Below are 12,292 nucleotides of genomic sequence, written 5' to 3'. Positions count from 1 at the left end.
AATGGCACAACACGCTCAAACCATTATTCAGATTAGTGACACTCATCTCATGGAGGATGCAAATGCAACCTTTGTTGAGATGTGTCCCGAGCAGAGCTTTCATGGCGTGATGCAGCATATTGTGGCTGAGCATCCTGAAATTGAAGCAATCATTCACACGGGAGATGTCGCACAAGACGCGACGCCCGTGACCTATACACGCTATCTGGATTATATGCAGGGTTTAGGGATTCCTTTTTACCAAACCCCGGGCAATCATGATGATTTGCAGCTGTTCCCTTATCCTCAGTCAACACCTATTACGGTGATTGATTTAAAGCCTTGGGTTGTGATTTTACTGACCAGTGCTGTCACGGGAAAAATTGATGGACATATTGATCAAGATCAATTAGATCAATTAGATCAATTGTTACAACAATTAAATGACCGTTTTGTGCTGATCGGCTGTCACCACCATCCACTACATATGCAGTCCGACTGGATTGATCATCATCGCCTTAAAAACAGTCCAGATTTATGTTCAGTTTTACGTAAATATTCTCAGGTTAAAGCCGTCATTCATGGGCATGTTCATCAAGAATTTTCACAGATTCAAGACAATATCCAGTTTTTAGCAGTTCCCTCAACCTGTGTGCAGTTCAAGCCATTAAGCCAAGATTTTGCCTTGGGACACACCGATGCCCCCGGTTATCGTGTACTGGAATTGTATAATGATGGACATATCGAAAGCCAAGTTTACCGTTTAGACCATCTCATTCCTAAAATAAATAACGAGATTTCAGGTTATTAACTTTTCATTTCGTGTAATTTCGATTAAGTTAACTGTCTTGAAAAAGGATCGCTTGGGTAGAATTTAACACTATTCAAGTATGCAAAAAGTCTTTATGATGACGACCCCTTAAGCTGAATTGTCTTAAGGGTGAAATAACAAAAAACTTGCATATCACCATAGCGATTACGTCGATTTCGATGTATATGATGAGGAATGCCCTTATGGCGAATGACAACCTAAACCCAGTCTTAGATGACCAAACAGATGCACCAAAACGTGCACGCAAGACCAAGCCTAAGGCTTCTGAAGGCAGTTCAACAGCAAGCTTATTCGGTATTGCTCCTTACGAGCCGAAAAAAAATGAAGAATACATGTCTGAAGGCCAGCTTGATCACTTCCGTCAAATTCTAGAGGCGTGGAAAGCTGAACTCATGACTGAGGTGGATCGTACCCTCAACACCATGCAAGACGAATCAACCGCATTGCCTGATGTCAACGACCGTGCCACTCAAGAAGAAGAGTTTGCGATTGAACTGCGTACACGTGACCGTGAACGTAAACTGATTCGTAAGATTGAACAGTCTCTTGCTGCAATCAAAGATGAAGACTACGGTTTCTGCGAAACTTGCGGTATCGAAATCGGTTTACGCCGCTTGGAAGCACGTCCAACAGCGACTTTATGTATTGACTGCAAGACCTTAGCTGAAATCAAAGAGAAGCAAAACAACGGTTAAACCATGAGTGAATTGCAGTCCATGCAGTCTGCTTACATGGGCCGGTTTGCGCCATCGCCAACTGGCCCGTTGCATTTTGGTTCCCTGCTCACCGCAGTTGCCAGTTATTGTGATGCAAAATCACAACATGGGACATGGCTAGTTCGTATTGAAGATACGGATATTCCCCGCATTTACCCTGGCAGTGAAACCCATATTCTAGAATGCTTAGATGCCTTTGAGTTTGAACCCGATGCTGAGATCATTTTCCAAAAAGATCGTCTAGAAATTTATGAAGAAGTCATCCATCAACTTCAGCAGCTCCATCTGGTCTACGCTTGTCAATGCACACGTAAAATGCTCGGCTCAAATGCCATTTATGCAGGCACGTGTCGTGATCTCAATTTAACCTTTGAACATCAGGCAATTCGAGTCACAGTCAACGACCAACTGATCTGTTTTGAAGATCGTTTGCAAGGTCAGCACTGTTCCAACCTTGCTCATGACTTGGGTGATTTTGTGCTGAAACGTCGTGATGGCATTATCAACTACCAATTGGCTGTTGTGGTCGATGACTATTTGCAAGGCATGACCCATGTCGTGCGTGGTGCAGACCTGCTGGATAACACTGAACGGCAAATCTGGCTTGGACAGTTACTCAGTTACCCACGCTTGCAATACATGCATTTACCTCTAGCGATGAATGCACAGGGACAAAAACTTTCAAAGCAAAATCTAGCGCAAGCACTTGATCCTGCTCAAGCTCCACAGCTTCTACAACAAGCAATCGCGGCCTTACATCAATTGCCTGTAGATCTGGATCGACCTGCCCATATGCTGCAACAAGCCGTAGCTCAGTGGGATGTCTCACGTATTCCAAGAACAACGCAACTCGAGCAGATTTACCAATAAAAAACCACGCGATTGCGTGGTTTTCTTTTAGAAGTTGGAAACTTCCTGATTCGGATTCGTATTCTGTGTGGAGGAATCAATCTTTAAGACAAAGGCGATCATGACCGCACACATCATTAAAGACGTACCACCATAACTAATAAACGGCAAAGTTAGACCCTTGGTCGGTAACATCCCCATGTTCATCCCTGCATTGACCAGTACCTGCATCAGGAAAATCATACTGATCCCGTAAGCCAAATAACCTGCACGTAAGTAATTATTTTTTAACGCACGTTGCCCAATACGGATACAGCATGCCAGCATAATGAACTCAAGTGTAAGAACCGTGGTAATGCCGATAAAGCCAAATTCCTCACCCAAAATTGCCAGCATGAAGTCGGTATGTGCTTCTGGTAGATAAGACATTTTCTGCATACTATGCCCTAAACCTACCCCAAACCATTCACCACGTCCAAATGCCATTAAGGCATTGGATAACTGATAACCCGAACCCAGAGGATCTGCCCACGGATTACTAAATGAAACTAGACGTTCATAACGATAAGGTTCAAACAGAATCAGGAAGACCAAGGCAATAATAATTGCGCCGATATAAAACAAGAATTGAATAATCGGTGCGCCCGCCAAGAAGAACACGCCAAACATCATCATGACAATCACGACCGTCGCCCCAAGGTCAGGCTCGGCCAAGATCAAACCCACCGTAATCGACATGATTCCGCCAAGACGAACCAGCCCCATCCAGCTATTGCGGACTTCATGCGCACGACGAACTACATAGTCTGCGGTAAAAATCGCCATCATCAATTTGGCAATTTCCGTTGGCTGCAAGGTAAAGCCTGCAATACGAATCCAACGGGTTGAACCGTTGACCTCTGTACCAACGCCTAAAGCCACCACCAAAAGACCGATGGTCACTAGCCAGAACAAAAAGGTATTTTTAAACCAATAATCCAGTGTAAATTTAGACGTTACAAATGCCGCAATCGCAGCAATCACAATCGAAATCGCATGACGCTCTAAGAAATAAAATGGATCGTGCTGCTTGGCATCTGCATACGGCATAGATGCCGATCCCACCATAATTGTCCCGATGACAAGCAGACTCACCACACAGAAAATCAGAATATTACGTGCCGTGAGTTCAGCAGGTAGTTTAGGGGCAATTCGAGCATAAACACCTTGGAGTTTGCTCATGCCTTGGGTAATTCCAGCCATATCTACTCCCGAGCGATTTATGCAGATAATGCGTTTACACAAGCGACAAACTGATGTCCTCGGTCGCTGTATCCTTTAAACATGTCGAAACTTGCACATGCAGGTGATAACAGCACAACATCGTTCGCATGCGTCTGTTGCTGACAAAGCTGAACGGCTTGCGCCAAACTTTCTGCCTGTAACAGTGTCGTTGTACCTTCAATCGCCTGTCCAATCACAGGCGCATCTTCACCCATCAGCACCGCCACTTTGACATATTTTTGCAGCGAATCGCGCAAAGCTTTAAAGTCCTGACCTTTACCCTGACCACCTAAAATTACAGCCACTTTGCCTTGCTGAGCTTCAATGGCAGCGCCTAAACCATCAATTGCGGCTAAAGTTGCACCAATGTTAGTGCCTTTCGAGTCATTGTAATAACGAACATCATTAACTGTTGCCACATATTCACAGCGATGCTCTAGACCTTTGAAATTTTTCAAGGTTTCTAACATCGAATCCGTAGGCAAACCAATCGCCTCGCCCAAAGCCAAACATGCCAAGGCATTGGCAACGTTATGTGTTCCCTGAATATACATCTCAGAACTTTTCAACAAACGCTCACGCCCACGTGCCAACCAGATGGTGCCATCAAGGTCTTTTAAAATGCCGTATTGATGAATGTCTGGTGCATTCAATCCAAAGCTTTGCATGGGTGTCGTATCTGGAACAAGCGGACGAGTCAGATTGTCATCTCGGTTAAACACCACTTTTTTCACACCTTGGAAAATACGGTGTTTGGCTTGATGATAACCCCACATATCGCCATGACGGTCGAGGTGATCTTCACTCATGTTTAAGACCACTGCGACTTCAGCATTAAGATGTGATGTGGTTTCCAATTGGAAGCTAGACAATTCCAGTACTAAAAGTTCAGGATCATCTTTGAGCAAGTCTAGTGCTGGACGACCTAAATTTCCCCCAACAGCTACTTTTTTACCTGCATCTTTGGCCATTAAGCCAACCAACGTAGTCACGGTACTTTTCGCATTTGAACCCGTGATTGCCACAATCGGTACTGCAGTCGCACGACGGAGTAGTTGCACATCGCCCACAACCGAAATTCCTTTGGCAATCGCCTGCTGAATTTCAGGCAACTGGGGTGCAAGTCCAGGACTTAAAATAATTTCTTCAGCTTGCAGGAGCAAATCAACATCCAGTTTTCCAAAACTGGTCTGGACATGACTCGGAATCTGATCATGTCCAGGCGGTGTAGCACGTGAATCGGTTACAGCAACCTGATACCCATGTTCCACCAAAAAATTAACGGCTGAAACACCAGAAATACCAAGCCCTGCAACGACTTTCAATCCACCGCGTTGTATTAACATATTTGCCCCATCGCATTTATTTTTAAACTTGGCAAATGTTAGCACTTTGCTTTTTGGAAAGCTTTTCTTGATCGTGGCTTATCGCATTTTTTTTGTATATTCACGTAAAAAAACCGCCAGTTTTTGGCGGTTTTTATCGATCAGATTCGAGTCATTATTTCCACTTCACTGCTTGTACAGTGACTTTTTTAGGTTGTGAAGAGGTGTCAGCACTACAGCCACAACCACCTGAACAACCTGCTGCTATTGCAGGACGCAACCATTTTGCCAGAGTCATCCAGCCACGTTGCTCACAACCACGTGCTAAAGCAGAAAATACTTTAAATGCCGATTGCGGGAAGATCTTTTTAAAACTATAGATGGCACTCCAAAGTACCAGTGCACCAATAATAAGATAAGTGACCATATCCACCTCCACTTGCATTTAGCCCAAATAGTGCGATGCAATTTGATAGGTTAAAAATGCTGAGAAATACGCCAAGGCAAACAGATAGCCTGTCATCCACGCCACCATTTTCCATGAACCTGTTTCACGGCGTACTGTCGCTAAGGTCGATAAACAATGCGGTGCATAGATATACCAGACCAAAAGTGACAAACCAGTTGCAATACTCCAGCCTGTTCCAGGAGCACTGATTAAATGTGTTAAACCTTGTGCCATTGCATCATCATTAGCCGCAGACAACGCATAAACCGTCCCTAAAGAGGCCACCATCACTTCACGCGCAGCCATACCTGGAATCAAGGCAATACAGATTTGCCAGTTAAATCCAATCGGCGCAAACAGCGGTTGCATGAAATGCCCTAAACGCCCAGCAAAACTATAATCAATTGGAGGCATCGTCGCATGTACAGGTGGACTCGGGAAACTACACAAGAACCAAAGTAGAATCGATAACGCAAAGATAATTCCACCAACACGTTTCAAGAAGATTTTGGCACGATCCAGCAATCCAATTCCGATACTTTTCATATTCGGAAAACGGTAACTTGGCAGTTCCATCAACAAGGTGTATTGAGATTTATCTTTTTGGAAAAACTTTAAGATGAATGCAACAATCAGCGCACTCACGATGCCAGCCATATACAAAGCAAATAACACCAGACCTTGTAGGTTAAGGAAACCCCAGATCATTTTGCTTGGAATAAATGCTGAAATTAGCAAGGCATAGACAGGTAACCGAGCAGAACAGGTCATGAGCGGTGCTACAAAAATTGTCGTTAAGCGGTCACGTGGATCCTGAATTGTGCGTGTTGCCATAATGCCTGGCACAGCACAGGCAAAACTAGACAATAATGGAATGAAGGCACGGCCACTCAAACCAGCTTTATACATCAGCTTGTCCAGCAAGAACGCCGCTCGAGGTAAATAACCAGTTTCTTCCAACAGCAAAATAAAAAAGAAAAGAATCAAAATCTGTGGCAGGAATACAATCACCCCACCCGCACCAGCAATCACACCATCTACGGCTAAACTATGCAACAAAGGCTGCGTAATCAAAGTACCTACTTGTCCACCAAACCAAGTAAATGCTGACTCAATCGCATCCTGAAAAGGGGCTGCCCAAGTAAATACCGCTTGGAACACCACAAACATCAAGACCGCAAGACTAATCAGACCCAATACAGGATGAAGAAAAATGCGATCCAAGAATTCAGTTCGTTTATCTTCATGGTCAGAAAATACGACTGTATCTGCAAGAATTTGTGTAACTTTCTGATGCTGATCGCCAATCAGACCATTCATTTCAGTCTGTGGTAAGGCAAATTTTTGCTGACTTAAAGCTTCAATCAGATTCACCACGCCTGAAGATGTTTTAGCTACTGTTTCAACGACAGGAATACCCAAACGTTCAGAAAGTTTTTGCGAGTTAATCTGTATACCGCGGCGGCGCGCTTCATCCATCATGTTGAGCACCAGTAAGACTGGACGTCCCAACTCAATGACCTCTAACACCAGACCTAAATGTAGTCGCAAGTTGGTCGCATCAACCACGCATAAAAAAGCGTCTTGCTGACTTTCATCTTTAATTTTACCCAAGCAGACATCACGCGTAACTGCTTCGTCTGGGCTAGTTGCATCCAGACTATACGCACCAGGTAAATCCAGCACACGCACCTGATTTCCAGAGGGTAATTGAAAAAAACCCACTTTACGTTCAACAGTCACACCCGCATAGTTACCGACTTTTTGGCGTGTTCCCGTGAGCTGATTAAATACTGAGGTTTTACCGCAGTTTGGATTGCCAACCAGAGCAACTCTTAAAGTTTCGCTCATGCTCCAACCCCATTCGCTGAAATTTCGATTTTCTGAGCTTCTGCTTTACGCAAGGCAAAACGGGTAAAACCAATTTGTATCAGCAATGGATCACCACCAAAGACCCCTTTGGCCATGACTTTTACAGGAGTCCCCGGAATAAATCCCAAAGTTTCCAATCGACTTGCTACCAAATCCGCCTTGCCTTCATCAACCGATTGTCGATTGACCTTGGTAATGACAGCGGCTTGTTTTACCTTTAGCTCTGATAACCGCACAGCGTTCTACTCACAAACTTTTCGCTCATTATAAACATAAATGAGAATAATTTACATACACAACTTGCATCTAGGTTCGCTTTACAATTCGACTTTTACAAAATTTTATTTTAGATTGATTAAGCAGCTTTCATTCTTATCTCTATTTTCTTCAATGATCAACAAAAAACCGCGCCTTCCAACGGCAATTAATATACCAAAAAATTTAGATTTTTTATTAGGTTATAGGGATTATCTGGTTGCTCAAACCGTAAGCCCGCATACCCGAAATGCCTACTTGTCCGACCTGATTCAAGCCAGTCATTATCAGGAAAAACCGTTGCTCGATTGGTCGAGTGAAGATATTACCGATGTATTGATTGCGTTAACTCAACAAGGAAAAAGCCCCCGTTCCATTGCACGCTTTCTTTCCGCTTTGCGTTCTTTCTTTAAATTTTTACGTGAACAACAGTTACGTACTGATAATCCTCTCAGTACCCATAAAACGCCAAAACTCGGACGTGCACTCCCCAAGGACTTATCCGAAAGCCAAGTTGAAGCGCTCATTCATGCACCAAATACTGAAACAGCATTAGGTCTACGTGATCGAACCATGCTGGAAGTGCTTTATGCCTGTGGATTACGGGTCTCCGAACTGATCAATTTACGCCTAGAGTTGCTTAACCTCAAACAAGGCTATGTCCGTATTGTGGGTAAAGGCAATAAAGAACGTCTTGTTCCACTCGGTCAAATTGCCTGTGAATGGCTTGAAAACTACTTAAGGGACTCTCGACCACAATTCCTCAAATCCAGCAGCGATTATGTCTTTTTAACCCAACAAGGTGGGATTATGAGTCGGCAAAACTTTTGGTACGCCATCAAACGCTATGCCTTGCAAGCCAATATCGACTTTGAGATTTCACCACATACGCTACGCCACGCATTCGCCACACATTTACTCAATCATGGCGCGGACTTGCGTGTGGTACAAATGCTACTTGGGCACAGTGACCTTTCTACCACGCAAATTTATACCCATGTTGCCCAAATACGCATGCAGCAACTACATCAGCAATATCATCCACGCGCTTAGACATTTCAGGTTAAAAGTGGTTAATTACACAAGGTAATGAAAAGTCACGAAGCATCGAACATTTTTTGTTATGCTAGCGACTGTTTCTTTTTATTGATCAGTCAAAGGGTTATTTATGTCCTTGCACCGTTCCAAAATTTTTCTGGCCTGTACACTTGCGGCTGCGGGCATGCTCAGCGCTTGTTCTAAAGATAAAAATACCGAACAAAAAACAGACTCTCTTACCGCAACTGCACCAGCAACAGGACAAGCCTCTCCAATTTTAGAGCGCAATGCCAAACAGCGTTTAATCAATACTTTGCAAGATGGTCTTAAAAAGGCCAACATTAATGTCAAAATTGTAGACATTCAAGCAACTGAAGTTCCAAATCTGTATTGGGTCAATCTGGATGGTATGCCATCCGTCTACGCCACAGCCGATGGTAAATACATTATTCAAGGTGATGTACTACGTTTAGGCGACAGTAAGCTGCACAATGTCGGTCAAGCATTACAAGCGACTGAAAACAAAAAGCTGTTTGCAGCGCTGAATCCAAAAGATTTGATCATTTACCCTGCCCAAGGGGCAACCAAACATGTGATTTATGTATTTACCGATGCCAACTGTCCATACTGTCATAAACTGCATGGACAGTTAGCTGAGATTAATGCAAAAGGGATTGAAGTCCGTTATATCGCATGGCCACGTGGTGACCAGTTCTTCCCAGCAATGGAAGCAATCTGGTGTAATAGTGACCGTAAAGCGGCATTTAATGCTGTAGCACAAGGTCAGCAAATCCCTGCTGTGCAATGTAACAGCCCTGTCAAAGCACAATATCAGCTTGGACTTAAAATTGGGGTAAATGGCACGCCAGCTATCTACTCTGAAGATGGCTTATATCTTGGTGGCTATCTCAGTCCAGATGAATTAGAGCAGCGTTTAGCACAATAATCTGTAATAAGGTGAAGATATTGTGATCTTCACCCTAGAGTCTGTGCATTTTTTTAGCTATGATCAACCTCAATCGCAATAAATATTTGGAGTGTGACGTGAAACCAGTTCGTCTGGCTATATTAGGTCTTGGTACCGTAGGTGGTGGTGCGCTTAAACTATTACAAGAAAACGCCGCTGAAATTAAACGTCGCACAGGTCGAGAAATTCAAATTACCCACGTTGGCACCCGTCGTCCACGTCCTGATTTGAATTTGGAAGGAATTAAACAAAGCGCTGACTTACTTGATATCGTTCGCCAACCCGATGTTGATGTTGTGGTTGAAGTCATGGGCGGTATCCACCCTGCTTATGAAGTGATTAGTGAAGCCATTAAACATGGCAAACAAGTGGTCACTGCCAACAAAGCACTCCTTGCTGAACATGGTAATGAGCTCTTCAAAGCAGCTGAAGACAATGCTGTACAAATCGCCTATGAAGCAGCCGTTGCAGGCGGTATTCCAATTATCAAAGTGATTCGTGAAGGTTTGGCAGCAAACCGAATTGAATGGCTCGCGGGTATCATTAACGGTACAGGCAACTTCATTCTGACTGAAATGCGTGATAAAGGTCGTGCCTTTGCTGACGTATTAAAAGAAGCACAAGAATTAGGTTATGCCGAAGCCGATCCAACTTTCGACGTTGAAGGGATTGATGCTGCACACAAGCTCACCATCTTAGCGTCTTGTGCATTTGGTATTCCATTACAGTTCAATAAGGTCTATACCGAAGGCATCAGCAAAATTACAGCTCAAGATGTAAAATACGCTGAAGAACTTGGCTTCCGTATCAAGCATTTAGGTATTGCCCGTCGTGCAGAGAAAGGCATTGAACTGCGTGTTCACCCGACTCTGATCCCATCTGAAGAATTAATTGCCAATGTTAACGGCGTTAAAAATGCTGTGCTTGTTCAAGCGAATGCAGTCGGCCCAACATTGTATTACGGTGCTGGTGCTGGTGCTGGTCCAACAGCTTCAGCAGTTGTTGCCGATATTATCGATATTGTTCGTGACATTTCATACACTGAAGATGGCGCAGGCACAATTCCTCAATTGGCCTTTGAAGCATTGGCTGACATGCCAATCCTGAGCCGTGAAGAAATGACTACGGGTTACTATATTCGCGTCAATGCTGAAGACCAAACGGGTGTACTTGCAGATATCACCACGATTCTGAGCCGCGCAGGAATCAGTATTGATGCCATCATGCAACAATCTCGCCTCAAAGATCTTATTCCTATTGTGATTCTGACCGATCCGATCGTGGAATCCAAAATGGATGAAGCGCTTGCTCAAATTCAAGCGCTGCCTGCCATTCATGGCGAAATCGTGCGAATTCGTTTAGAATCGCTGGATAACTAATCAGGTCGAGGGGAACCATTCCCCTCTACATGCTTCTTTTCTCATTGGAACATCATCATGTCGAATGCCAATCGTTATACTGGTCTTGTAGATCGTTATCGTGATCGTTTACCTGTATCTGCAACTACACGTGCAATCTCTTTAGGTGAAGGTAACACCCCTCTCATTAAACTGGAGAATATTCCACGTATTATTGGCAAAGATGTTGAAATCTATGTGAAATATGAAGGTCTTAACCCTACAGGTTCATTTAAAGACCGTGGTATGACCATGGCAGTAACCAAAGCAGTTGAAGCAGGTTCAAAAGCGATTATCTGTGCATCTACTGGTAACACTTCAGCTGCTGCGGCGGCCTATGCTGCACGCGCAGGCATCAAAGCATTCGTTTTGATTCCTGAAGGCAAAATTGCAATGGGTAAAATGGCACAAGCCATGATGTACGGTGCGATTACCATGCAGATTCGTGGTAACTTTGATGATGGTATGCGCCTTGTAAAAGAAGTGGCTGATCAGGCACCTGTAACGATCGTAAACTCAATCAATCCGTACCGTTTACAAGGTCAAAAAACCATTGCTTATGAAGTGGTAGAGGCATTAGGTCGTGCACCAGATTATCACTGCTTACCTGTAGGTAATGCAGGTAACATCACTGCGCACTGGATGGGTTATACCGAAGCTGTTGCAAACCAACCTGCTGACCAGTTTGAACAAGTGATTTATGATGCTGAAACTGACCAGTTTACAGGTCCTAAACCAGAAGGCTTACCAATCATGGTAGGTTATCAAGCTGCTGGTGCTGCACCTTTCCTTCGTGGTGCACCTGTTGCTAATCCTGAGACTGTTGCAACAGCAATTCGTATTGGTAATCCACAAAGCTGGAATCATGCCAAAGCGGTTGTACGCGACTCTAAAGGCTGGTTCGACGAATTACAAGATGCTGAAATCTTAGAAGCTCAACGTTTGCTTTCGATGTATGAAGGCGTGTTTGTTGAGCCTGCTTCTGCTGCTTCAATTGGCGGTGCGATTCGCGACATTAAAGCAGGTAAAATTGCTGAAGGTTCTGTGATTGTATGTACAGTGACTGGTAACGGTTTGAAAGATCCAGATACAGCAATCAAGCAATGTGCTGATGCTGTCATGTTGTCAATTGATGCCACTATGGATCAAGTGAAAGATTCAATTCTTTCAAACATGTAAGCATTTTGCTGAAGTAAAGAAACCAGTTGCTTGCAACTGGTTTTTTATTTTGAGCATTTCATTTCTTCACTAGCTCAAGGCAGAAAAGCAACAAGTTTTTGACTTTATAACCGCTTCATTTCCAAAGTGACTCAAATGATGATTCAGTTTGAATATAAAAAAGCCCTTCCTG

12 protein-coding genes are annotated in these 12,292 nt (G+C 43.8%); 7 read left to right on the top strand and 5 right to left on the bottom strand.

What is annotated here, in order from left to right:
* Nucleotide 1: 1 nt before the first annotated feature.
* The 3 genes from C1A47_RS10830 (at nt 2) to gluQRS (ending at nt 2,397) form a co-directional block, all read left to right on the top strand.
* Nucleotides 2–790, top strand: coding sequence for a metallophosphoesterase (locus C1A47_RS10830; protein ID WP_111895081.1), 789 nt, complete (start codon nt 2–4; stop codon nt 788–790).
* Nucleotides 791–993: 203 nt separating this feature from the next.
* Complete coding sequence (dksA, locus tag C1A47_RS10825; protein ID WP_111895050.1) at nt 994–1,506, top strand: RNA polymerase-binding protein DksA; 513 nt, start codon at nt 994–996, stop codon at nt 1,504–1,506.
* Between the two features lie 3 nt (nt 1,507–1,509).
* Nucleotides 1,510–2,397 (top strand): tRNA glutamyl-Q(34) synthetase GluQRS, encoded by an 888-nt coding sequence (gluQRS, locus tag C1A47_RS10820; RefSeq protein ID WP_111895049.1) that lies wholly within the window; start codon nt 1,510–1,512, stop codon nt 2,395–2,397.
* A 27-nt stretch (nt 2,398–2,424) separates the two neighbouring features.
* Here gluQRS and ftsW read toward each other — a convergent pair whose 3' ends face one another.
* The 5 genes from ftsW to C1A47_RS10795 form a co-directional block, all read right to left on the bottom strand.
* Nucleotides 2,425–3,618 carry a putative lipid II flippase FtsW gene (gene ftsW / locus C1A47_RS10815; RefSeq protein WP_111895048.1) on the bottom strand — a complete coding sequence of 398 codons (1,194 nt, stop codon included), beginning with the start codon at nt 3,616–3,618 and terminating at the stop codon, nt 2,425–2,427.
* A 17-nt stretch (nt 3,619–3,635) separates the two neighbouring features.
* Nucleotides 3,636–4,985 (bottom strand): UDP-N-acetylmuramoyl-L-alanine--D-glutamate ligase, encoded by a 1,350-nt coding sequence (murD, locus tag C1A47_RS10810; RefSeq protein ID WP_111895047.1) that lies wholly within the window; start codon nt 4,983–4,985, stop codon nt 3,636–3,638.
* Nucleotides 4,986–5,139: 154 nt separating this feature from the next.
* Nucleotides 5,140–5,391 carry a DUF6587 family protein gene (locus C1A47_RS10805; protein WP_111895046.1) on the bottom strand — a complete coding sequence of 84 codons (252 nt, stop codon included), beginning with the start codon at nt 5,389–5,391 and terminating at the stop codon, nt 5,140–5,142.
* Between the two features lie 18 nt (nt 5,392–5,409).
* Entirely contained in the window at nt 5,410–7,263 is a 1,854-nt protein-coding gene (feoB, locus tag C1A47_RS10800) for a ferrous iron transport protein B (protein ID WP_111895045.1), read from the bottom strand.
* A complete protein-coding gene (locus tag C1A47_RS10795) occupies nt 7,260–7,520 on the bottom strand; it encodes a FeoA family protein (RefSeq protein ID WP_111895044.1) in 261 nt (86 codons plus the stop codon). Before C1A47_RS10795 ends, feoB begins: the two co-directional genes overlap by 4 nt.
* A 154-nt stretch (nt 7,521–7,674) precedes the next feature.
* On the opposite strand from C1A47_RS10795, the gene xerD reads away from it, so the two are divergent.
* The 4 genes from xerD (at nt 7,675) to thrC (ending at nt 12,120) form a co-directional block, all read left to right on the top strand.
* Entirely contained in the window at nt 7,675–8,592 is a 918-nt protein-coding gene (gene xerD, locus C1A47_RS10790) for a site-specific tyrosine recombinase XerD (RefSeq protein WP_111895043.1), read from the top strand.
* A 115-nt stretch (nt 8,593–8,707) separates the two neighbouring features.
* Complete coding sequence (locus C1A47_RS10785; protein WP_111895042.1) at nt 8,708–9,523, top strand: DsbC family protein; 816 nt, start codon at nt 8,708–8,710, stop codon at nt 9,521–9,523.
* A 98-nt stretch (nt 9,524–9,621) separates the two neighbouring features.
* Complete coding sequence (locus C1A47_RS10780; protein WP_111895041.1) at nt 9,622–10,923, top strand: homoserine dehydrogenase; 1,302 nt, start codon at nt 9,622–9,624, stop codon at nt 10,921–10,923.
* Nucleotides 10,924–10,980: 57 nt separating this feature from the next.
* On the top strand, nt 10,981–12,120 hold the full coding sequence (thrC, locus tag C1A47_RS10775; RefSeq protein ID WP_111895040.1) for a threonine synthase: 1,140 nt from the start codon (nt 10,981–10,983) through the stop codon (nt 12,118–12,120).
* Nucleotides 12,121–12,292 lie beyond the last annotated feature (172 nt).

The organism is Acinetobacter sp. MB5, from assembly GCF_003261585.1.
Lineage (GTDB): Bacteria > Pseudomonadota > Gammaproteobacteria > Pseudomonadales > Moraxellaceae > Acinetobacter.
Note: the sequence above shows the minus strand (reverse complement) of the source record. Positions and strands in the feature narration are given on the sequence as shown.